The following is a 21,229-nucleotide window of genomic DNA, read 5'->3' as shown; positions in this document are numbered from 1 at the left end:
GCTGCGTGGCCTGCGCCCATTCGTTCCCGTCGCTTACTGGTGTAAGCTCCCGGCTTGAATGGGTTTACTGCCTTGCCACAATCCGCATGACGGGCAAAATTTTTTGTGATGCGTTGGGCCGAGGCTCACAATGACCCAACTAATAGTGTGAGAATAGCAGCGAAATAATACCACTGCTTTAATGTGGTTGTTGTCCGAGGCGAGCAAAGTGAAAGTTAAAGCACAGGAAAGTCATCAGAGTGTGATTGAGATCTCAGGCGCAGTGCAGGCGCCGGTACGTCAGCGGCGTGATATCAGCACGTCTGAAACCGACTGGCTGGCACAAGAGGTGCCGATCGCGCTGGTGTATAACGGCATTTCCCATGTGGTGATGATGGCCACGCCCAACGATCTTGAGGCGTTTGCGCTCGGTTTCTCACTCTCAGAAGGCATTATTGAGAAGCCTGATGAGATTTTCGGCATGGATGTGGTGCCCGGCTGCAACGGTATTGAAGTGCAGATCGAACTCTCCAGCCGACGCTTTATGGCGCTAAAAGAGCAGCGCCGTGCCATGGCGGGCAGAACCGGCTGTGGCGTGTGCGGCGTGGAACAACTCGACCAGATTGGTAAACCGCTGCAACCGTTGCCGTTTACCCAAACCTTCGATCTGGCAAACCTCGATAGCGGGCTGGCGCAACTGCGCAATTACCAACCCATCGGCAATCTCACCGGATGCACGCACGCGGCGGCATGGATGTCGCCGCAGGGGGAATTGCTCGGTGGCTGCGAAGACGTGGGTCGCCATGTGGCGCTGGATAAACTGCTGGGGCATCGTAGCCAGCAGCCGTGGCAGCAGGGCGCGGTGCTGGTCTCCAGTCGCGCCAGCTATGAGATGGTGCAAAAGTCCGCGATGTGCGGCGTGGAGATTTTATTTGCGGTATCCGCTGCGACTCAGCTCGCCGTTGAGGTCGCCGAGCGTTGTCATTTAACGCTGATAGGGTTTAGTAAGCCGGGACGCGCCACGGTGTACAGCCATCCGCAGCGCCTGGTTTAAACCACCTGTACCTGTGGCAGCGCCTGCTGGAGCGCAGCTAATGCGCCTGCTTTGGCGGGGCCGCTGTCGCAAATAAGCAAATCCACTTCTCCAATCGGCGCGTACACCGTGCGGCTGATCACCCCCAGCTTGCTGTGATCTGCCAGTAAGAAGGTGCGCGCAGCCTGCTGCACCATGGCGCGAGCAATCGCCGCTTCATGAGGATGGAAACTGCTGGCACCGTTTTTAGCATCAATGCCAACCGGCGACAGCAGGGCAACGTCGGCGCGATAGCGGTAAATCTCGCTGACCGTGATTTCGCCGCGCGTCTGCTGTGCACCTGCCATCATCATCCCACCGAGCAAAATCACCTGATTATTCAGCGTTTCATGTTCTTCGGCGGCGCTTAGCGCCAGTGCAGCCTGCAAACTGTTAGTGATAATGGTTAAGCCGGCCATGCTGCGCAGCTGCTCCGCCAGCATGGTGGTGGTGGTGCCGGCATCCAGAAACAGCGTCTGGCCCGGCTGCAAGTGCTGTGCGGCCGCCACGGCAATCGCACGTTTCTCTTTGGCTTGAGCACTACGGCGCACTTGCAGCGGTGCTTCCGGCTGGCTATCTACCGCGACTAAACCGCCGTGCACCCGTCGTGCTAAACCCTGCGCTTCCAGCTCAATAATGTCTCGCCGTGCCGTTTCCCGTGAAATACCCAGCTCATTGATAATGCGCTCGGTGCTGACCTGATGCTGCGTGGTCAGCAGGGCTCGAATGCGGTGTAAGCGGGTTTCCTGCAGCATGACTTTTCCCTGTAGCGTAATAATCTGGGCCTAAGCTTACCTGAGTGTCATTACGGCGTCATGTGTATTTGGTTGTATTTGTGTATTTGGTTGCATTTCTCGTTAAAGCAGGCATGATGGTGACAACGGTCACACATCATGCACCCCTTTCACCTTCGCAACGGGAGTTACCATGGCTACACGTTCCACCATCATGGACACCAACAGTTTTCGTGCTGAGCACGCCGACGGTCTGGATGCAGCAACCCGCCAGCTGACGGACAAGCGCAGCAAAGTGTTGGGCGAGTCGTATCGCCTGTTTTATCGTAAGCCGGTGCATCTGGTACGCGGTGAAGGGCAGTATCTGTGGGATGCTGCAGGTAACAAATATCTCGATGTGTACAACAACGTGGCCAGTATTGGCCACTGCCATCCGGCGGTGATCGAAGCGGTGAATCAGCAGATGAAGATGCTGAACACCCACACCCGTTATCTGCACGAACGCATTCTCGATTACACCGAAGAGCTGCTGGCAACCACGCCCGATGCTATCGACCGTGCTATGTATATGTGCACCGGGTCGGAAGCTAACGATTTGGCGATCCGCGTGGCGCGTGCTTTCAGCGGCGGCACGGGCATTATCGTGTCGCAGGAGGCCTATCACGGCACCAGCGATCTCACGTCTGGCGTCTCCCCGGCACTGGGCAGCGGTCAGCCACTGGCGGCCACCACGCGTTTGGTTTCGCCACCCGATGCTTACCGCGTCAACGCACCGGATCTCGGCGAATGGTTTGCCAACGAAATTCAGAAACAGATCGATGACATGAAAGCACACGGCATTAAATTTGCTGGCTTCCTCGCGGATTCGATCTTCTCTTCCGATGGTGTGTTACCGAATCCACGCGGCTTCCTGCAGAAAGCGGTGGATGTGGTGCACGCTAATGGCGGTATCTTCATTGCGGATGAAGTGCAGCCTGGCTTTGGTCGTACTGGCGATGCGTTCTGGGGCTTTGCCCGTCACGGCGTGGTGCCGGATGTGGTGACCACGGGTAAGCCGATGGGTAACGGCATTCCGGTTTCCGGCCTGCTGGCGAAGAGTGATGTGCTGGCGGCGTTTAGTGACGATATCCCTTACTTCAACACCTTTGGCGGTAACCCGGTTGCTATGGCGGCGGCGCAGGCGGTCCTGACGGTGATTAAAGAAGAGGGCTTGCAAGAGCACAGTCGCGTGGTGGGTGCCAAACTGCTCGCCGAGTTGCAGAAGTTAATGGATCGCCATGAAAGCATTGGCGATGTGCGCGGAGCGGGGCTGTTTATCGGCTTCGAACTGGTGCAGGACCGCACCAGCAAAACGCCGGATAAAGCGCTTGCGCTGGATCTCACCGAGAAGCTGCGCGATCACCATGTGCTGACGTCGGTGGCCGGTCCGTACGGCAACGTGCTGAAGCTGCGTCCACCATTGGCGTTCCAGGAATCGGATATTGATTGGCTGGTGGGTGCGCTGGATAAGTCACTGACCGAGCTGGGTCGGTAAAAGGCTAAGGTTGCCCCAAAGCAGTATCAGGAAGATGAAGCGGGTCGCCATTCCTGGCGACCCGGCTGAGAATCTGCACGTTTCACTCAATGTGCACGTGGATGCGCACCTGGAAAGGATTACGCGGCTGCCGTTTCCTCGGCAAAAATACTTTCCATCTTCTGCCACGCCTGCGCCACATCGTCATCCAGATTGAACAAGCCTGACGTGCCAACGATAAACACATCCACACCAGAAGCCGCAATCTGCTTAAAGGTGCGCGCATTGCAGGAACCATCAATCTCGGTCAGATAGTGATAACCGTGCTCTTCGCGCATGGCAATCAGCCGGCGAATCTTGTTCAGCGTTTCCGGAATAAATTTCTGCCCCGCAAAGCCAGGATCCACCGACATCACCGTAACCTTATCCAGCAGATGTGCATACTCACGAATGCTCTCGGCAGGTGTCGCCGGGTTTAATACCACGCCGCAGCGACGGCCCGCTTCTTTGATTTGAGTCAGCAGGCGGAATATTTTGTTATTCGCGGTTTCGGGATGGAAGCTAATAATATCCGCCCCCGCTTCAATGCACATCGGAATAATATCTTCCGGGTGATTGACCATTAAATGCACATCAATTGGCACATCGGTAATTTTACGCAGGTTCTCAATAAAGAACGGCGATAACGTAATATTTTTAACGTAGCTGCCATCCATAATATCGACATGATAAAAAGCCGCAGTACTATTCATCGCTTCGATCTGTTCACGAAAGCGGGTGAGATCCATACACATTAATGACGGTGAAAATTGAGCGTTCATGGTTTTTTCCTCATTACATAAACAGCGCCCGCAGGCGCTGTGTTATGACATCAATGGAAGAACGAAATAATGTGGCCGAGTACGATGCCGACAATACCGAAGTCCGCGTCGCCGAAGGTGGTCGAAGCAAAGCCCAGGTCGCCCATCAGCGGCAGCAGAATCGCCGGCAGGAAGGAGATCAGCAGCCCTTGTACAAAGGAGCCGACTACCGCGCCACGACGTCCACCCGTGATGTTGCCGTATACACCCGCGGTGGCACCGCAGAAGAAGTGGGGCACCAGACCAGGAACAATCACGCTCAGACCAAACAATGGGCACAGGAACATGCTGATCAGACCGGCGGAGAAACTGCACAGGAAGCCGATGATCACGGCATTCGGCGCGAACGGGAACACGGTTGGGCAGTCCAGCGCCGGTTTGGCGTTCGGTACTAACTTATCTGCGATGCCTTTAAAGGCCGGCACGATCTCGGCAATCACCATACGCACACCGGCGAGGATGATATAAACGCCCGCCGCAAAGGTGATGGACTGAATAATCGCGAACACGATGAAGTTCTGACCGCCGCTCACCTGACTTTCGGTGAACTCTTTACCCGCCACCAACACTAGCGCGATAAACAGAATCATCATGGTCAGCGAAATCGCGACCGAGGAATCACGCAGGAAGTTGAGGGTTTTCGGCACCTTCAACTCTTCGGTGGATGGACTGCCTTTGCCCACTGCTTTACCGACCAGCGCAGACAGCAGATAACCGGTTGAGCCAAAGTGGCCGAGCGCCAGATCGTCCGAATTGGTGATTTTACGTGTGAACGGCTGCAGAATCGCCGGGCACACCACCATCATGGTGCCGAGAATCAGTGAACCGATTAGCACCAGCCAGAAGCCATGTACGCCGCCGACGGAAAGAATCACCGCCAGCATCGCCGACATATACAGCGTGTGATGACCGGTCAGGAAGATGTACTTCAGCGGGGTGATACGCGCCAGCAGGATGTTCACCAGCATACCGAACACCATGATCATCGCGGTTTCAGTACCGTAACTCTTCTGCGCCAGCGCGGCCATCGCATCAGTATTTGGCACGACACCCTGAATATTAAACGAGTGTTCAAACAGCTGGCTGAAAATGGTCAGTGTTGCCGCAATCAGGTTGGCCCCTGCGATGAGAATCACAAAGCCCATGATGGTTTTCAGCGTGCCAGAAATCACATCCGACACCGGTTTCTTTTGCAGTAATAAACCAATCAGGGAAAAAAGGCCGACAAGTATTGCGGGTGTTCCGAGAACATCCTTGATGATAAATTGCAGCATAATTACTCCATGTGAGTAAAATCGGGCTATTACAGATTTTCCGCCAGGATTTCTTTAATTTTGGCGTTATCTAATAAATTCGTCAGACCAAATACCTGCGCGCTATGCCCGGATAACTGATCGGCAATATCTTTGGCGCTGATAATAAGGTCGGCCTGTTCCGATTTCGCCGTGGTTAAATCGGTATGGCCCACTTCGGCCTCTTTCCCTAATTCCACCACAATTTTCTTCACGTTCATTTCCACAATAAAGCTGCTGCCTAGACCATTACCGCACACAATCAGGACTTTTTTCATAATAGGATTCTCTGGTGGTTAATTTGTAATAACAGCTTCAATCGCTGGTAGGGTTGCCGCCGTCAGCAATTGCTGCAGGCGAGATTCGTCACTGAATACTTCGGCTAATGCTGTGATCATCTGGATATGATCGTCGCCGGAAACGGCGCACAGCATAATCACCACATGCACCGGATCGTTTTCATCCGCTGCAAAGCTCACACCGTTCTTCACATGCAGCAACGACAAGCCATTCTTACGCGCACCCTGTTCCGGACGGGCATGCGGCATCGCCAGGCCGGGTGCCAGTACGTAGTAAGGTCCCAGTTCGGCATGCGAAGTAAAGATGGCATCGAGGTAAGCCGGGGTGATCGCCCCTTCGGCCAGCAGCGGCTCAGCGGATAAACGTACCGCGTCCTGCCAGTCGCTGACCTGTTCTACGATGCGGATATGTTGCGGTGTCAGCCATTGAGTGAGCATCAGTAATTCCTGGTTATTCGTCGATGGAGTGCACTTTAGGTGATTTTCTCAACGCTTTTCTGTGATGATTGTCGCAAAAGTTAGCGCTAACACGGGTGTTGTTAAAAACTGTGTTATCGCTAACATTTTTGTGCAGTCCGTTTGTCATCGTTGCAAGCACCTGACATGCTCCGAGAATCTGAAAATCTTCAGCAGGTGAGGTGTGCCCGAATCTGTGGTGATTAACGTGGCACGTTGACGCATTTGGTTTTAAGCTGCGTGCGGGCATTTGTAGCGAGTCAGTTAGGAGAAGGCATGGCAGAAAAAAAACGGCGCGGTACCGGCAAAAGCACACTGGCCGATGTTGCCCGTTTGGTCGGCGTGAGCACCATGACGGCATCACGTGCGTTGCGCATGCCGGAGAAAGTCTCACCTGAAATTCGCACCAAAATTGATGCGGCCGTCACCGAGTTGGCCTATGTGCCGAACATCCAGGCGCGTAATCTGGCGTCGGCATCGTCGAAGCTAGTCACCATGGTGGTGCCTTCTTTCGCCACGCCGGGCAGCGCGATTGTGTCGGAAGCGCTGCAAGAGATTCTGCGTCCGCAGGGTTACAACATGATGCTGGCGGAAGCCAACCACTCGGCGGCGGAAGAGAGCGAATTAATTGAGATGTTGCTCTCGTACAATCCGGCGGCGATGGTGCATTTCAACTTCGACAATGTCGCTGAAGCTCATCGTTTGCTGAGTAATTCCGGCCTGCCGGTGATGGATATCGGCGGGGTGCATCAGGAATCTGCGGGTATTAGCATTGGTGTCGATTACGCTAAAGCGATTCGCCAGCTGGTGCAGAGTTTGGTGGAACGTGGCTATCGCCATCTCGGCTTGTTGTGTACGCAAACCAATACCACGATTTTCCGCCAACTGCTGAATGGCTGGCACAGTGGTATGCTGGCATCAAATCAGGCGCCGCACCGCGTGGTGACCTCGCCGAAAATGCCGACCTTTGCCGCGGGACATAGCCTGCTGGCGGAGATCCGGCTGACCTGGCCGGAACTGGATGTGCTGATTTGTACCAGCGATGAAGTGGCCTGTGGTGCCATCATGGCTTGCCACGCCGCAGGCATCTCAATTCCCAGCCAGCTGGCGATTGCCAGCATCGGTGGCGGCCCATTGGCAGCAGTCTGCTCACCGCCGCTCACCAGCGTGGTCCTGCCTTATGAAGAGATGGGGCGCACGGCGGGCAAGCGCTTACTCTCCGCATTGAAGGGCGATGAACCACCTGCCATCAACGAACTGCCGGTACAGCTCAAGCTGCGTGCCAGCACCCACAAGATGTAATCCTGCGGCATCGCGTGCATGAGATGTGACTCTGCGTGCGGTGCTTTTCCCAGATTCATCAAATCCTTATCATTACTAAGGCATTGATAACCCTTTTACCGATCATGATTTTAACTATAATGATCCGACTGCTTACGCGGCACCCTGCTAAGGTGATGCTGCAAAACACTAAATGGAGAGGAAGAACATGAGTTATTCACTGCCATCCCTGCCTTACGCGTACGACGCACTGGAACCACACTTCGACAAGCAGACGATGGAAATCCATCACTCTAAACACCACCAGGCTTACGTTAACAACGCGAATGCAGCGCTGGAAGGTACCGAATTCGCTAACCTGCCGGTTGAAGAATTGATCGCTAAACTGGATCAGCTGCCAGCAGATAAAAAAGGTCCACTGCGTAACAACGCAGGCGGCCACGCTAACCACAGCTTCTTCTGGAAAGGCCTGAAACTGGGCACCAGCCTGCAAGGCGAACTGAAAGCCGCTATCGAAAAAGATTTCGGCAGCGTTGAAGCTTTCCAGGCTGAGTTCGAGAAAGCCGCTACCACCCGTTTCGGTTCAGGCTGGGCGTGGCTGGTGAAAAAAGGCGACAAGCTGGCTGTGGTTTCAACCGCTAACCAGGATAGCCCGCTGATGGGTGAAGCCATCTCTGGCGCATCCGGTGAGCCAATCATTGGTCTGGATGTGTGGGAACACGCTTACTACCTGAAGTATCAGAACAAACGTCCTGACTACATCAAAGCGTTCTGGAACGTGGTGAACTGGGATGAAGCGGCTGCGCGTTTCGCTGCTGCTAAGTAAGTTCAGGCGATAGCCAACGCACAGAACCGGTGAAGCTGCTTCACCGGTTTTTTTCTTTACGAAAGCTAAACACTTCTTAAACCACTTCGAGATTACCTCTGCTGACAATACCGTTACGTTCGTTATTAACCTGCCGTTGATAATTTGGGGCATACAGTAGCCGCAGTTGATCACACGAAAGTAAAATAACTATGTCTACTATCACTACCCCTGTGGCGAATAAAGATTCGTCGGCATCTCTGTTTTTGCCGTTAATTAGCGGCAACGTCAGACCTGATAAGTTATGGAATAGCAGTATGTTCCGCTTTAAATTTGCTTTAAGGTCTTTCATCTTTCCGGTTACGACATTTAATTACCTTAACGCATTAGCGAAACTGCCGTTTCTGCCGCAACTGCTGAAAATGCAGGGTTTGCTGCCGGCTAAACCGCATCGCCCTTACCTGCGCGCAGGCTTTAGCGTGGCACAACGTGCGCAGGCACTGCTTGACCATTACACGCTGATGGATCAACTGGATAATTCCAAACTGCGCCAGTTACTGCTGAGTCCGGTGTTAAATGTGATTGCCACTTTTAACGGAAAAAATGATGAGGTGTTTGCTATTAATTGCTGCCCAGGACATTTTGACCGTGAAGGTGAAATAACTCTGACACTGCATTATCAAACCATGAATATTGCCTCGCTCTCTTTTTCCATTATTCAGGAAAAGGGCAAGCGCACATTATTGATTGGTGGATTGCAGGGGCCGCGCAAACACATCTCAAATGATGTTATCCGCGATGCAACCAAAGCCGCACATGGCGTATTCCCGAAACGTCTGTTAATGGAAGCGGTATTTATTCTGGCGCAACAATGTGGCGTGCAAGCGATTTGCGCAGTAGGAGATACCACGCATGTGTTCCGCAGCATGCGTTATCGCCACAGTAAAGGTGATAAGTTCTTTGCCAGCTACAGCGAGTTCTGGCTGTCACTGGGCGGTGAAGCCCGTGCCGACGACCTGTTTACGTTGCCGCTGCAGATGGAAAGGAAAGCACTGGAAGAGATCGCCAGTAAGAAACGTGCGGAGTATCGTCGTCGCTATGCACTGTTGGATGCGTTAAACACCCAGGTATTGCTGGCAGCAGGGGTTGAACCCGTGGCAGGGGTTGAAGCAGTGCAGGAACAGAGCGTGGAACGCGACGTATCACACGCCGCGTAATCGGGTATCAGAACGGCTGCTTCGCGTAGCCGGTCATCACCTTCAGCCCCATCTCACGTCCCAGCGCGGTCATTGGATGCACCACCACCAGGCCGCGCACGCTCTTCTTAAATGCGCCCATGTTGGCTTGTTCTTTCCTGGTGATCTCACGGCTGAAACCCAGCTTCTGCAGCTGTTGCGCTTCTTTACTCAGTTTCTCATCGCGAACACTGCGCAGACGTTCAATTTCCTGCACCAGCTTCTCTTTTTCACGCAGCAGCTCGCCGAGTTTTTCGGCATCGCCAGATTCCAGCAGCTGGGGTTCTTTGCGATTCAATGCGTCCAGTTGATCACTGAGCAGTTTGATCTCGGCTTTTTCTTGTTCTTTCATCAGGGGAAACTCGTTAAGGAAAACAGGCAAAGGATACATCAAAACGGGGCGATTTTGCAGCGGGGCGGATTCGACCGCGACAGTGCCCCTAAACGGCCGGCTTCTTGAAGGCTTGCTTGTGGGAGATGCGCGATATCAGCTCGGTGAGCGACAGCACCATGGTGGATCGCACCATTTGCAGATAGCGCTGCTGCTGCATACTGCGTAATGCTTCGTCATCCCGGGTGAAGTCAGGTTGTGGCGGCCACGCTACAACGCAGTGCAGTTCACCAAATGGCCCCAGAATCTCATCGTCAGTAAAGCGGTAGTCGCTGGTGTCGTGATTGAGTTCTTCACGCAGCGCCAGCAGCAGCTCACAATCTTCATATTCATGGCGATTAATCACGCCCAAACCGTAAATCAGTTTCAAACGCACCGATAGCTCGCCCAGCGGACCGTCACCGAGCAGCAGCGGTTCAACCGCGTACTTTACGGCATAATCGTCTTTACGGAAAACCTGCAACACAAGCAGGTTGACCGCTTCAGCCAATAGCTCAACGGCGGCGATCAGGAAGCTTCTCACCGATCGACCGGCGTTCAGGCGCTCAAGCACCCGGTTTTCAAAAGCTTGCTTCTCTTCCATTATTGCCTGCATCGTTCCGCTACCGCCGACGGGCACGGTTGGCACCGCGCCCGAGTGAGCTATTAAAAGGCGCGCATTATGCCATAACGTTGTAAGCACTCACCACTGAGGTGACCACTTCGCTATTGGCTTCCAGTCCAGAGATCTCGGCCAGCGTTGCCTGCGGGCCTTTTTCAGCCAGCAGGGCAGCCAGTTCCTGCGCCTGCGGATCGGCTTCGCTGCGGTAGTGCATCGCGGCAGCAATACCCTGCACCAGGTTGGCGTGTGGCAGGTGGTACTCAAGGGTGCCGAGCGTGGGTTTGATCAGACGATCGCCCGCGCTGAGTTTACGCAGCGGCTGGCGGCCAACACGTTCAACATCATCTTTCAGGTACGGATTTTCGAAACGAGTGAGGATTTTCTGGATGTAAGCGGCGTGCTTGTCGGCATCAAAGCCATAGCGCTTGATCAGCACCTCGCCGCTCTCCTGCATCGCACCCTGCACCACGGCACGCACTTTTTCATCCAGAATCGCATCACGGATGGTGGCGTGGCCAGCTAACTGGCCAAGATACGCGGTGATGGCATGGCCGGTATTCAGCGTGAAGAGTTTGCGCTCGACAAATGCCATCAGGTTATCAGTCAGCTCCATGCCAGGAATGTTTGGCAATTCACCTTTGAACTGCGTTTTATCGACAATCCATTCGCTGAAGGTTTCGACTGTCACTTCCAGCGGATCGTTGCTGCCGGCCTCAGATGGCGGCACGATGCGGTCAACGGCGGAGTCGACGAAGCCAACGTGCTCTTCAACCCACGCGTGATACTGTTCTGGCAGCGCTTTCAGAACGTGCTGCTTCAACTGACTGGTGCCGCGCACCATGTTTTCACAGGCGATGATATTCAGCGGACGGACATTACCGTTGTCGCTGCGTTTGGCCAGCCCCTTCGCCACACCGCCCGCGATGCGCTCCAGAATCTGCGGACCAACCGCCGTGGTAACGATATCAACCTCAGCAATCAGCGTGACGATGTCGTCGCTGGTGCTGTTCACTGCGCTAACGCCGGTAACGATTTCGACTTTTGCCTGCTCGCCAACCACATGAACCGGATACTCATGACGGGCGTTAAGGGCATCCAGAACCACCTGATTCACATCCGCGAAGACCAGTTCGATACCGGCATCAGCCAGTAACTTACCGATAAAACCGCGACCGATGTTACCTGCTCCAAAATGTAACGCTTTCATAAATTTGACCCATATCAAATGACGAAAGGGCGGGCAAATCCGCCCCGGAAATGTGGGACGGGCTTGCCCGCCCCAGGGAAATTAAAACGTGGTATTACGCTTTCACGGTGTTACCTGACAGCAGATCCAGCACATCCTGCACGCTGGTGGTGTTCGCCAGCTTCTCAATCACGCTGTCATCATCCAGCGCGTTGGTCAGGCTGGTAATCACCTGAATGTGTTCGTTATTGCGAGCCGCAATACCAATCACCAGGCGCGCCACGTCATCGGCTTCTTCGCCAAACAATACGCCCGAAGGGTACTGGCAGAACACCACGCCAGTTTTCAGCACGCGATCTTTGGCTTCCACGGTGCCGTGTGGCACGGCGATAGACTCACCGAGATAGGTCGGGGTCAGCTTTTCACGTTCCAGCATCGCTTCAACGTACTCTGGCTGGACATAACCGCCTTTCACCAACTGCTCACCAGCAAAGCGAATCGCCTGCTCTTTGTTGCTGGCGCTCAAGCCCAGGAACACGTTGTCCGCGCCCAATTTAAACAAGTTAGCACTGCCATCGTCGTAGCTGTCTGCCAGCGTGGTCTGCACGGTTTCACGATGTGCTTCACTGCGGTTAGCGGCGATCAGACGTTCAGTCAGATTGCTGTACAGCGCGCTATCGAGGAAGTTGTTCAGCGAAATATGCTGCGCCTGCGGTGCCTGGCGCATCGCACGCTCGGTCAGATCGCGGTGAGTAATCACCAGATCCACATCGCCCGGCAGTGAGTTAATCGCGCTGTTGGTCACCGAGATATTGCTCAGGCCGGCATCCTGCACTTTCTTACGCAGCACACCTGCACCCATGGCGCTGGAACCCATACCGGCATCACAGGCCACGATGATTTTACGCACGTGGCTCACATCAACGCTGTTGGCATCGGCGATAACCGGAGAACCGGCAACGGCCTGACCTTTCGACTGCGCTTTCATATCACGCATACGCTGAGTCGCAGCTTCGATGTCGTCATCTTCTTTTACTTTGCTGGTTTTCAGCAGGATAGAAGAGACCACGAAGGAGACGGCAAACGCCGCGATGATGGCCGCGATGTTGGCGAAGTATGCGCCTTTTGGCGTCATCGCCAGTACTGCGAGAATAGAACCCGGAGACGCTGGAGACACCAGACCGCCGTTCAGTACGGTCAGGGTGAACACGCCTGTCATACCACCGAGGATCACTGCCAGCAGCAGACGTGGCGCCATCAGCACGTACGGGAAGTAAATTTCGTGGATACCACCGAGGAAGTGGATGATTGCCGCACCGCCTGCAGACTGCTTAGCGCTACCGCGACCAAAAATCATGTAGGCAACCAGTACACCCATACCTGGGCCTGGGTTCGCTTCAATCAGGAAGAAGATGGATTTACCGGCTTCGCTAGCCTGCTGGATACCCAGTGGCGAGAAGATACCGTGGTTGATGGCGTTGTTGAGGAACAGGATTTTCGCCGGTTCAACAAAGATAGAAGTCAGTGGCAGCAGGTTGTTCTGCACCATCAGGTTTACGCCCGCCGCAAGAATGTGTGACAGACCTTCAACCAATGGACCGATGCCGATGAACGCCAGCAGCGCCAACAGCATACCGATGATACCGGCTGAGAAGTTGTTAACCAGCATCTCAAAGCCGCTTTTGATTTTACCATCAACCATACGGTCAAAGGTTTTGATCGCCCAGCCGCCCAGTGGACCGGCAATCATCGCGCCGAGGAACATCGGCATATCTGCACCGACAATCACACCCATGGTGGTAATGGCACCGACCACGCCACCGCGATCGCCGCCCACCAGACGTCCACCGGTGAAACCGATCAACAATGGCAGCAGGTAAGTGATCATTGGGCCGACGAGTTTCGCCAGCGTTGCGTTTGGAATCCATCCGGTTGGGATGAACAGTGCTGTGATGATACCCCAGGCGATAAACGCACCGATGTTTGGCATCACCATGTTACTCAGAAAGCGACCAAAGCTCTGGACCTTGACCTTCGCTGATGAGGACATAAACCCACCCCTTATTGAGACGCGCTGCAATAAGAGCGCGGTTGTTTTTGTTAAGACTTTTATTGAGCCGTTCCGGCGCGGGCCGTGGCATCACTGTATGCACGCGGACTCTAGCACTAGTTTATTACGCTGCGTAGCATCCGGGATAAGTGTGATGCAGATCACTCAAAATTGGGGTGGTCAGGGTGCTATAAGGTGATGAAGATCACATAAATAGAGTGTAAGAAAAGTACGAAGGCGAAATTTTAAGCAAAACAACGGGATAAATGTGACTTAAGTCACCTTTGCAGCTCTCAGGTTTGTTTCATAAGTGTGATTGAGATCACAAACTATTTTTGGTTGAAAATGCGTCAGATCACACAATAGCGATGCTGATAAGTAAGGTGTAAGGAAGTGACGAAAAATCTGAAAGATGCAATGAAAAGTATGTCAGGAAAAGGGCGACCTGTTAGTCGCCCCTGAACGCATTCAAAGCGAGGTTACAAACCACCCTGCACAGCATTCTGTGCCTGAGTCAGGGCTTGAGCATTGCTGGAAAGGTTGCTCATCAGGGTATTGTACTGCGTGGCCTGATCCTGCGTTGGGAACTGAACGCCACCGTCATTGAAGGTCACACGCGTGCCCTGCGACTGCAGATAATCACCGGTTTGCACCGCCGCCTGGCTCAACGCCTGAAGCTGAGGCAGTAGCGGAATCAGTGTACCCGCTGGCTGCGTCACCACTTTGGCGTAGACGCTGTCATACACTTTCTTCAGATCGTCAGGCTGCTTCAGCGTGGCTTTGCTGCTGTCGGCCTGCATTTTGGCACTCTGAATCTGCTGTGACAGCACACTGAGGTTGCCGCTCGCCTGACGCAGACTATCGCGACGGGTCAGATAATCTTGTGGCACACGAATCGCAGCCAGTTCATCAACCACAGGGCGCATGCCTTGCTCAACCGCCTGATTGGCCTGCTGTGAGAAGCCATACAAAATGGCGTAGTCGCCCGCGTAGTTGCCAAAAGTCTGCTTCTGGTTTTCGCTCAGGCTGGGCAGATGCTCGCCGCTGCGCATTGCGGTGTTCTGCAGGAAGTCTGTGAAGGCTTTACGTTGATCGCCTTCTTTATCGCCACAGGCGGTAAGTTGCAGCACAACCAGTGCGCTGATCATAAGCATGCCGGTAAGCATCCAGATGCGGGATAATCCTGACGCCATGTTGAACTCCTGTTATGGCTAATTTCGATTCGGTGGGAATGGTCCTAAAGGATAGTGCAATGGCCTGGCGTGTACAACGGGTTGAGGCGCGGCAAACTGTGGGAAAAGGCGCACTCTGGCGCGCCGGATTAAGGTCATGAAAGAAATGTGCGGGTGGTCGACCCTGGAGGTTGTACTCCATCGACACCAACGAAAGCAGGCAAAAACCGAACCCAAAGGCTGAAATCACCTGGCGGCATCTGGCAGTCCGCACTGATGCCGCCAGATTGTGATTTAAAACACCAGCGCCTGCCCATCCTTCCGGCTTTCAGTGGCGGCAATGTAGAAGCCCTGCGGGTCACGCACAATCGCCTGCGCACCGCCAAAGTTGTAGCTCTGTAATGGATCCTCCACCGTAATCTGGTGACCCATTTCGCGCAGTTTCGCCAGCACATTACGGTCGATACCCGGTTCCACCACCACCGCACGGCCTTGCTCAACACGCCAGCGCGGCGCATCAATCGCTGCCTGCGGGTTTTGCTTGTGCTGCATGATGCGCAACGCCAGCTGTAAGTGCCCCTGCGCCTGCATCGGGCCGCCCATCACGCCAAACGACATCAATGGCTGTCCCGCCGCATCCAGCGCAAACGCCGGAATAATAGTGTGGAAAGGACGTTTGCTACCGGCCACTACGTTCGGATGCTGCGGATCGAGCGAGAAGCCGCAACCGCGATTCTGCAAGCTGATGCCGGTGCCCGGCACCACCACGCCTGAACCAAAGCCCATATAGTTGGACTGAATAAAGGACACCATCATGCCGCTAGCATCGGCAGTCGAGAGATACACTGTGCCGCTCTGCTGCGGGGAGCCGAAGGTAAAATCCCCGGCCTGGTCAGGATTGATGAGCTGAGCGCGCTGCTTGAGGTAGCTGTCACTCAGCAGCAACTCTGCCGGGAATTCCAGATGGTCGTAATCGGTGACGTAACGATCCAGATCGACCAGCGCCAGCTTCATCGCTTCAATCGACAAGTGCAGCCACGGCACGGAATCAGGCGTGTAGCTGCCGATGTCCCACTGCTCCAGAATGCCGAGCGCAATTAGAGTGGCGATGCCCTGACCGTTGGGCGGTAATTCCTGCACCGAGCCATCGGCAAACGGGCGTGACAACAGATCCACCCAATCGGCGCGATGGTTGTTGAGATCGGCCATGCTCAGTGCCGCGCCGTGCTGCCCGGCAAATGCCACCATTTTTTCCGCCAGATCGCCCCGATAGAAGGCTTCCCCCCTGGTTTCGGCGATTTTCTGCAGTGTGGCGGCCTGCGCCGGGTTACGGAAAAGCTCACCAGCACGCGGCGGTCGGCCATCTGGCGCAAAACACTCAACAAAACCCGGCTGAGACTTCAGTTTGTTGTAGCCGCGCTGCCACAGATGGGCGATCAGCGGCGAAACCGGGAAGCCGTCGCGGGCGTACTCGATCGCCGGTTGTGCCAGTGTGGTCAGCGGCAGCGTGGCAAAGCGCTCGGCCAGCGTGACCCAGGCAGAAACCGCGCCCGGTACGGTCACGGCTTCCCAACCGGTTTCCGGCATGGTGCTCTGTCCGGCAAAGCGTTCTGCATTCCAGCTGGCGGGGGAGCGACCGGAGGCATTTAAGCCATGCAGCGCTTTCCCATCCCAGATAATGGCAAACGCATCGCTGCCAATGCCGTTGCCGGTGGGTTCCAGTACGGTGAGCGCCATCGCGCTGGCAATCGCCGCATCTACCGCATTACCGCCCTGTTGCAACATGCGCATCCCCGCCTGTGCCGCCAGCGGTTGAGACGTCGCGACCGCATTGCGACCCATCATCGGGGCGCGGTGCGAGGCATAGCTAACGTTGAAATCCAAATCGCTCATAAATTGACGTTCCTCTGCTTCATGCTGGTGCGCATCTGCCGCACTACTGTGCATCATCGGTAGGCAAAACATCGAGAATTTAATAATAAGTCAGATAATTCATACTGATAGAATATTGGCACTTTTTTTGAATGTGTTTATGCAGATGCAGGAGCGATAGCGGGCAACCGATGTCGCCAGACAATTTGCAATGGGTCACTAGGGTTCCGGTCGAAAGATGCTGGTCCGAGAGTGACCGACCGTCCTCTGACGGTTACACGGCGGGACAAAAGCCCGGGAGGAAAGCGAGATCGTTGCTCGCCGCCTCCTGCTTTTATTTCGCCCGTTAACGCCAGAGGAACCATCATGATCAAAGCCTGCCTTCGCTTGCTGTTGCTTTGCACCGTCGCACTGTTCAGCGTCAATACGCTGGCCGCCGACAAACCCTCCTTCAAGATCTGTTGGTCCATTTACGCGGGCTGGATGCCATGGGATTTCGCCCAGCAGAGCGGCATCGTGAAAAAATGGGCCGATAAATACGGCATCGACATCCAGTTTGTGCAGGTCAATGACTACATCGAATCGGTGAATCAGTACACCGCCGGCGGCTTTGACGGCTGCACCATGACCAACATGGATGCCCTGACCATTCCTGCCACCGGCGGCGTGGACAGCACGGCGCTGATCGTCGGCGACTACTCCAACGGCAATGACGGTATTTTGCTGAAGGGCAAAGGCAACATTGCCTCGCTCAAAGGCAAGCCGATCAATCTGGTCGAACTCTCGGTCTCTCACTATCTGCTGGCGCGTGCGCTAGAGAAATCGGGCATGAGCGAGAAGGATGTCAAAGTGGTGAACACCGCGGATGCCGATCTGGTGGCGGCGTTCGGCACGTCTGACGTGCATTCCATCGTCACGTGGAACCCGCTGCTGGCCGAAGCGGAAAAGCAGCCAGACAGTCATTTAATCTTCTCTTCAGCACAAATCCCCGGCGAAATCCTTGATCTGCTGGTGGTGAATACCGCCACGCTGAAAAAGTATCCGCAGTTGGGCAAGGCGCTGACCGGTGCCTGGTATGAAACGCTGAAAACCATGTCCGGCGCGAGTGACAGCGCCAAAGCTGCGCGCACGCAAATGGCGCAGGCTTCCGGCACCGATCTGGCGGGCTTCGATCAGCAGTTGGCCGCCACTCACTTGTTCAGCGATGCCAAAACCACCCTCGATTTTGTCGACAGCCCGCAGTTGAAAGCCACCATGCAACTGGTCGCAGAGTTCTCCTTCAAGCACGGTTTACTGGGTGAAGGCGCACCGAGTGCTGATGTGGTGGGCGTGGAAACGCCAGCAGGCAATTGGGGCGATACCAACAACCTGAAACTGCGCTTCACCGATGAGTTCACCAAACTGGCCGCTGCGGGTCAGCTTTAAGCGAGACGATGCCGATGCGTAAATTGATCAACTACCAACCGCTGCCGCTCGGTCGCCTGCTGCTAGGCATCCTGCCGCTGCTGGCGCTGCTGCTGGTCTATCTGTTCGCGTCGGATGCGCGTCTCAGCCTGAACGCCGCAGACAAACTGTTGCCAGGGTTTAACGCGATGGGGGACGCCATCAGTCGCATGGCGTTTCAGCCCAGCCCGCGCACCGGGGAATACCTGCTGTGGACCGACACCGCCGCCAGCCTGATGCGCCTGCTGAGCGGGGTGGCGATCAGCGCACTGCTGGCGCTGGCGATTGGCCTGTTCACCGGCGCGCTGCCGGTGGTGCGGGCAGTGCTGGCACCGCTGGTGACGGTAGTCGCGCTGGTGCCGCCGCTGGCGATTCTGCCGATTCTGTTTATCTGCTTTGGCCTCGGCGAAGTGTCGAAAGTGGTGCTGATCGTGATTGGTATTACCCCGCTGATTGCGCGCGATTTGCAGTTGCAGGTGGAGAAAATCCCGCGCGAGCAGTTGGTGAAAGCGCAGACGCTCGGTGGGCACAGCGCGCAGATTTTGTGGCGCGTGATCCTGCCGCAGATGATGCCGCGTCTGCTGGATGCGGTGCGTCTGTCGCTGGCGTCAGCGTGGTTGTTCCTGATTGCTGCTGAAGCGATCGCCGCCACCGAAGGGCTGGGGTATCGCATCTTCCTGATGCGCCGTTATCTGGCGATGGATGTGATTTTGCCTTACGTGGCGTGGATCGCGCTGCTGGCCTTTGTGCTCGACCTGCTGCTGCGGCTGATCAGCCGTCGCTGCTGGCCGTGGTATCACGCGAAATGATTCAGGAGCGAACCATGCCATTACTGCAACTGAAAAACCTCGAAAAACATTACGGCGATCAGGTGGTGCTGGAACGTCTCAACATCAACGTCGAGCAGGGCGAGTTTGTGGCGATTGTCGGGGCATCCGGCTGTGGCAAAACCACTTTCCTCAACATGCTACTTGGCACCGAATCGCCGACCAAAGGCCAACTGCTGCTGGACGGTGAACCCATCCCCGACGAACCCGATGCCCATCGCGGCGTGGTATTCCAGCGCTATTCGGTGTTTCCCCATCTGACGGTGCTCGGCAACGTGATGCTGGCGGAAGAGTTCAGCAGCGCCCGCTGGCTGGGACGTGTGTGGGGCAAAAAGCGCCAGGCGATTCGTCAGCGTGCGCAGGCAATGCTGGCGCAGGTTGGCCTGGAGCATGCGCAAAACAAATACCCGCACCAGCTCTCGGGCGGCATGCAGCAACGCCTGGCGCTGGCACAGGCGCTGATGAAACAGCCGCGTATCCTGCTGCTTGATGAGCCGTTTGGTGCGCTCGATCCCGGTATCCGCAGTGAAATGCACCAGCTGATTACCCGCCTGTGGCAGCAGCACAACCTGACCATTTTTATGATCACGCATGACCTGAAAGAGGGCTTCAGCCTGGCTTCGCGCCTGCTGGTGTTCGACAAACTGCGTCATGACCCGCACGCGCCGCAAGCCTGGGGCGCGACTATCACTTACGACCTGCCGCTGGATCGCACACAGCCTGATGTTGCGCTGCCATCTGAGCCGCAGGTGGCTTAAAGGAGCACCACATGAATGCTTATCAAACCCTGTTACCGGCGGGATCGCACTGGTCGCTGGTGATGCGCAGCGGTACGGCGCTGACACTGACCGATATTGAAGGCGGTGCCAACGTCGGCATGCTGTTCTACAACCCGGAAAATCTGCTGGAGCGCTACAACGCGCCCGATACGCTGAAGTGCCAGCACACTTTCCGCCTGACGGCCGGGCACTGCCTTTATTCCGATATGGGGCGCATTTTTTGCGGCATCGAAGAAGACAGCTTCGGCTGGCATGAGAGCGTTTGCGGCACCTTGAATGCTGAGCACACTGCCGCACGCTTCGGCGCCAGCGACTATCAGCAGGCGCGCAATCTGCGCCATCAAAACGGCTACGACAGTTTCCTCGTCGAGCTGGCGAAATACGGCCTCGGCCAGCGAGATGTCGCCTCCTGCCTCAACCTGTTTGCCAGGGTGCGCGCCGATGATAACGGCACGCTGCAACTGGAGCAGCAGGGTGCACCTGGCGCACAGGTGCGGCTGCGCTTCGCCATGGACACGCTGGTGATCCTACACACCTGCCCGCATCCGCTGAATGTAAGCAGCGAATATCCGCGCCAGCCGGTGCAGATCGCACTGGACGCCCAGCGCGCGCCGCTGCCGGACATTTGCCTGGCGCGTGCCGAAAACCAGCGCGGACTGCGCAACAACGCACTCTATCAGCTGCAAGGAGAAATCTGATGATCACTGAAAGCTTACTCAATTCCGCCGAAGCGCCATTCCAGCAGCAGGTGAACGCCGGTGATTACTGGTTGCAGCGCATCGAAGCGGGCCAGACCTTGCGTATCACCGATCTGGAAGGGAATCAGGCTGCCGATACCCTGTTCTTCAACGCCGACGACACTGCCGAGCGTTACAGCATGAGCGATACGCTGCGCGGGCAAAAGAATGTGTTCCTCAGTGCGGGCAGCGTGCTGCGTTCCAACTTGGATCGCCCGATGCTGACGATAACTGCCGATACCTGTGGTCGCCACGATACGTTGGGCGGCGCCTGCTCCTGTGAAAGCAACACCGTGCGCTACGACCTGGAGAAGCGCCATATGCACTCCTGCCGTGACAGCTGGATGCTGGCGGTGGCCGAGAAGCCAGAATTTGGCCTGACGCGTCGCGATATCACCCACAACATCAACTTCTTTATGAACGTGCCGGTGACGCACGACGGTGGTTTGACCTTCGCCGATGGCATTTCTGCACCGGGTAAATACGTCGAGATGGTGGCGGAGATGAATATCCTGGTGCTGATCTCCAACTGCCCGCAGCTCAACAATCCCTGTAACGGTTACAACCCGACGCCGATCTTAGTCAGCGTGTGGTGAATCTTTGACGCAACGGGACGACCCGTTTTAAAGCCGTCATTGTCCCTGC

The 21,229-nt window shown here is 55.5% G+C and carries 21 protein-coding genes and 1 riboswitch; of the genes, 10 read left to right on the top strand and 11 right to left on the bottom strand.

Annotation, left to right across the window (positions count from 1 at the left end):
* The first annotated feature begins 241 nt into the window (after window positions 1-241).
* A complete protein-coding gene (gene fdhD, locus JK231_RS14160) occupies window positions 242-1,033 on the top strand; it encodes a formate dehydrogenase accessory sulfurtransferase FdhD (protein ID WP_217992810.1) in 792 nt (263 codons plus the stop codon).
* Here fdhD and JK231_RS14155 read toward each other — a convergent pair.
* The gene (locus JK231_RS14155; RefSeq protein WP_058961122.1) at window positions 1,030-1,806 is read right to left on the bottom strand and encodes a DeoR/GlpR family DNA-binding transcription regulator; all 777 of its coding nucleotides are present in this window, start codon (window positions 1,804-1,806) and stop codon (window positions 1,030-1,032) included. The genes fdhD and JK231_RS14155 overlap by 4 nt on opposite strands.
* Window positions 1,807-1,978: 172 nt before the next feature.
* Between JK231_RS14155 and JK231_RS14150 the strand changes: the two genes are divergently transcribed.
* Entirely contained in the window at window positions 1,979-3,319 is a 1,341-nt protein-coding gene (locus JK231_RS14150; RefSeq protein ID WP_034827718.1) for an aspartate aminotransferase family protein, read from the top strand.
* A 119-nt stretch (window positions 3,320-3,438) separates the two neighbouring features.
* Here JK231_RS14150 and alsE read toward each other — a convergent pair whose 3' ends face one another.
* From alsE to JK231_RS14130, 4 genes are read right to left on the bottom strand one after another with little or no spacing between them, the layout of a single operon-like run.
* Window positions 3,439-4,119, bottom strand: coding sequence for a D-allulose 6-phosphate 3-epimerase (gene alsE, locus JK231_RS14145; protein ID WP_160833339.1), 681 nt, complete (start codon window positions 4,117-4,119; stop codon window positions 3,439-3,441).
* Between the two features lie 50 nt (window positions 4,120-4,169).
* Window positions 4,170-5,432, bottom strand: a complete 1,263-nt coding sequence (locus tag JK231_RS14140; protein WP_034827723.1) for a PTS ascorbate transporter subunit IIC — start codon at window positions 5,430-5,432, stop codon at window positions 4,170-4,172.
* Between the two features lie 29 nt (window positions 5,433-5,461).
* On the bottom strand, window positions 5,462-5,728 hold the full coding sequence (locus tag JK231_RS14135; protein ID WP_097118469.1) for a PTS sugar transporter subunit IIB: 267 nt from the start codon (window positions 5,726-5,728) through the stop codon (window positions 5,462-5,464).
* An 18-nt stretch (window positions 5,729-5,746) separates the two neighbouring features.
* Window positions 5,747-6,187 (bottom strand): PTS sugar transporter subunit IIA, encoded by a 441-nt coding sequence (locus JK231_RS14130; RefSeq protein ID WP_034827726.1) that lies wholly within the window; start codon window positions 6,185-6,187, stop codon window positions 5,747-5,749.
* 294 nt (window positions 6,188-6,481) lie between these two features.
* On the opposite strand from JK231_RS14130, the gene JK231_RS14125 reads away from it, so the two are divergent.
* From JK231_RS14125 to JK231_RS14115, 3 genes are all read left to right on the top strand, one after another.
* Window positions 6,482-7,507 (top strand): LacI family DNA-binding transcriptional regulator, encoded by a 1,026-nt coding sequence (locus JK231_RS14125; protein WP_211728865.1) that lies wholly within the window; start codon window positions 6,482-6,484, stop codon window positions 7,505-7,507.
* Between the two features lie 187 nt (window positions 7,508-7,694).
* Window positions 7,695-8,312, top strand: coding sequence for a superoxide dismutase [Mn] (gene sodA, locus JK231_RS14120; protein WP_034827730.1), 618 nt, complete (start codon window positions 7,695-7,697; stop codon window positions 8,310-8,312).
* Window positions 8,313-8,503: 191 nt separating this feature from the next.
* Window positions 8,504-9,508 (top strand): VirK/YbjX family protein, encoded by a 1,005-nt coding sequence (locus tag JK231_RS14115; protein ID WP_211728864.1) that lies wholly within the window; start codon window positions 8,504-8,506, stop codon window positions 9,506-9,508.
* 7 nt (window positions 9,509-9,515) lie between these two features.
* Here the strand turns inward: JK231_RS14115 and JK231_RS14110 are convergent, their stop codons facing one another.
* The 6 genes from JK231_RS14110 to JK231_RS14085 form a co-directional block, all read right to left on the bottom strand.
* Window positions 9,516-9,878 (bottom strand): YibL family ribosome-associated protein, encoded by a 363-nt coding sequence (locus JK231_RS14110; protein ID WP_058961117.1) that lies wholly within the window; start codon window positions 9,876-9,878, stop codon window positions 9,516-9,518.
* 88 nt (window positions 9,879-9,966) lie between these two features.
* On the bottom strand, window positions 9,967-10,512 hold the full coding sequence (mtlR, locus tag JK231_RS14105; RefSeq protein WP_176505773.1) for a mannitol operon repressor MtlR: 546 nt from the start codon (window positions 10,510-10,512) through the stop codon (window positions 9,967-9,969).
* A gap of 64 nt (window positions 10,513-10,576) precedes the next feature.
* On the bottom strand, window positions 10,577-11,725 hold the full coding sequence (gene mtlD, locus JK231_RS14100; RefSeq protein ID WP_211728863.1) for a mannitol-1-phosphate 5-dehydrogenase: 1,149 nt from the start codon (window positions 11,723-11,725) through the stop codon (window positions 10,577-10,579).
* Between the two features lie 94 nt (window positions 11,726-11,819).
* On the bottom strand, window positions 11,820-13,754 hold the full coding sequence (locus tag JK231_RS14095) for a PTS mannitol transporter subunit IICBA (protein WP_097118473.1): 1,935 nt from the start codon (window positions 13,752-13,754) through the stop codon (window positions 11,820-11,822).
* Between the two features lie 479 nt (window positions 13,755-14,233).
* Window positions 14,234-14,947 carry a DUF3053 domain-containing protein gene (locus tag JK231_RS14090; RefSeq protein ID WP_211728862.1) on the bottom strand — a complete coding sequence of 238 codons (714 nt, stop codon included), beginning with the start codon at window positions 14,945-14,947 and terminating at the stop codon, window positions 14,234-14,236.
* Window positions 14,948-15,220: 273 nt separating this feature from the next.
* Complete coding sequence (locus JK231_RS14085) at window positions 15,221-16,819, bottom strand: gamma-glutamyltransferase family protein (protein WP_211728861.1); 1,599 nt, start codon at window positions 16,817-16,819, stop codon at window positions 15,221-15,223.
* A gap of 187 nt (window positions 16,820-17,006) precedes the next feature.
* A riboswitch (guanidine-I (ykkC/yxkD leader) is annotated at window positions 17,007-17,101 on the top strand.
* Window positions 17,102-17,164: 63 nt separating this feature from the next.
* Here JK231_RS14085 and JK231_RS14080 point away from each other — a divergent pair.
* Genes JK231_RS14080 through JK231_RS14060 form a run of 5 tightly spaced genes read left to right on the top strand, consistent with a single transcriptional unit; the run spans window position 17,165 to window position 21,180 of the window.
* A complete protein-coding gene (locus JK231_RS14080) occupies window positions 17,165-18,223 on the top strand; it encodes a putative urea ABC transporter substrate-binding protein (RefSeq protein ID WP_058961101.1) in 1,059 nt (352 codons plus the stop codon).
* 14 nt (window positions 18,224-18,237) lie between these two features.
* Window positions 18,238-19,050 (top strand): ABC transporter permease subunit, encoded by an 813-nt coding sequence (locus JK231_RS14075; RefSeq protein WP_058961099.1) that lies wholly within the window; start codon window positions 18,238-18,240, stop codon window positions 19,048-19,050.
* A 14-nt stretch (window positions 19,051-19,064) separates the two neighbouring features.
* On the top strand, window positions 19,065-19,826 hold the full coding sequence (locus JK231_RS14070; protein ID WP_097118480.1) for an ABC transporter ATP-binding protein: 762 nt from the start codon (window positions 19,065-19,067) through the stop codon (window positions 19,824-19,826).
* Between the two features lie 11 nt (window positions 19,827-19,837).
* Window positions 19,838-20,545, top strand: coding sequence for an urea amidolyase associated protein UAAP1 (locus JK231_RS14065; protein WP_211728860.1), 708 nt, complete (start codon window positions 19,838-19,840; stop codon window positions 20,543-20,545).
* On the top strand, window positions 20,545-21,180 hold the full coding sequence (locus tag JK231_RS14060; RefSeq protein ID WP_211728859.1) for an urea amidolyase associated protein UAAP2: 636 nt from the start codon (window positions 20,545-20,547) through the stop codon (window positions 21,178-21,180). The genes JK231_RS14065 and JK231_RS14060 overlap by 1 nt, the downstream gene beginning before the upstream one ends.
* The last annotated feature ends 49 nt before the right edge of the window (window positions 21,181-21,229 follow it).

Source organism: Pantoea sp. JGM49 (assembly GCF_018257655.1).
GTDB classification, from domain to species: domain Bacteria; phylum Pseudomonadota; class Gammaproteobacteria; order Enterobacterales; family Enterobacteriaceae; genus Pantoea; species Pantoea communis.
The sequence above is the reverse complement of the archived record's forward strand: the minus strand, read 5'-3'. Positions and strand labels throughout refer to the sequence as shown.

Coding starts and splice junctions, on each gene's coding strand:
- JK231_RS14150 (WP_034827718.1), top strand. CDS start 1,979: ATGGCTACACGTTCCACCATCATGGACACCAACAGTTTTCGTGCTGAG.
- JK231_RS14135 (WP_097118469.1), bottom strand. CDS start 5,728: ATGAAAAAAGTCCTGATTGTGTGCGGTAATGGTCTAGGCAGCAGCTTT.
- JK231_RS14085 (WP_211728861.1), bottom strand. CDS start 16,819: ATGAGCGATTTGGATTTCAACGTTAGCTATGCCTCGCACCGCGCCCCG.
- JK231_RS14110 (WP_058961117.1), bottom strand. CDS start 9,878: ATGAAAGAACAAGAAAAAGCCGAGATCAAACTGCTCAGTGATCAACTG.
- JK231_RS14060 (WP_211728859.1), top strand. CDS start 20,545: ATGATCACTGAAAGCTTACTCAATTCCGCCGAAGCGCCATTCCAGCAG.
- JK231_RS14155 (WP_058961122.1), bottom strand. CDS start 1,806: ATGCTGCAGGAAACCCGCTTACACCGCATTCGAGCCCTGCTGACCACG.
- JK231_RS14115 (WP_211728864.1), top strand. CDS start 8,504: ATGTCTACTATCACTACCCCTGTGGCGAATAAAGATTCGTCGGCATCT.
- alsE (WP_160833339.1), bottom strand. CDS start 4,119: ATGAACGCTCAATTTTCACCGTCATTAATGTGTATGGATCTCACCCGC.
- JK231_RS14075 (WP_058961099.1), top strand. CDS start 18,238: ATGCGTAAATTGATCAACTACCAACCGCTGCCGCTCGGTCGCCTGCTG.
- JK231_RS14090 (WP_211728862.1), bottom strand. CDS start 14,947: ATGGCGTCAGGATTATCCCGCATCTGGATGCTTACCGGCATGCTTATG.
- mtlD (WP_211728863.1), bottom strand. CDS start 11,725: ATGAAAGCGTTACATTTTGGAGCAGGTAACATCGGTCGCGGTTTTATC.
- sodA (WP_034827730.1), top strand. CDS start 7,695: ATGAGTTATTCACTGCCATCCCTGCCTTACGCGTACGACGCACTGGAA.
- JK231_RS14095 (WP_097118473.1), bottom strand. CDS start 13,754: ATGTCCTCATCAGCGAAGGTCAAGGTCCAGAGCTTTGGTCGCTTTCTG.
- JK231_RS14130 (WP_034827726.1), bottom strand. CDS start 6,187: ATGCTCACTCAATGGCTGACACCGCAACATATCCGCATCGTAGAACAG.
- JK231_RS14070 (WP_097118480.1), top strand. CDS start 19,065: ATGCCATTACTGCAACTGAAAAACCTCGAAAAACATTACGGCGATCAG.
- mtlR (WP_176505773.1), bottom strand. CDS start 10,512: ATGCAGGCAATAATGGAAGAGAAGCAAGCTTTTGAAAACCGGGTGCTT.
- JK231_RS14065 (WP_211728860.1), top strand. CDS start 19,838: ATGAATGCTTATCAAACCCTGTTACCGGCGGGATCGCACTGGTCGCTG.
- JK231_RS14080 (WP_058961101.1), top strand. CDS start 17,165: ATGATCAAAGCCTGCCTTCGCTTGCTGTTGCTTTGCACCGTCGCACTG.
- JK231_RS14125 (WP_211728865.1), top strand. CDS start 6,482: ATGGCAGAAAAAAAACGGCGCGGTACCGGCAAAAGCACACTGGCCGAT.
- JK231_RS14140 (WP_034827723.1), bottom strand. CDS start 5,432: ATGCTGCAATTTATCATCAAGGATGTTCTCGGAACACCCGCAATACTT.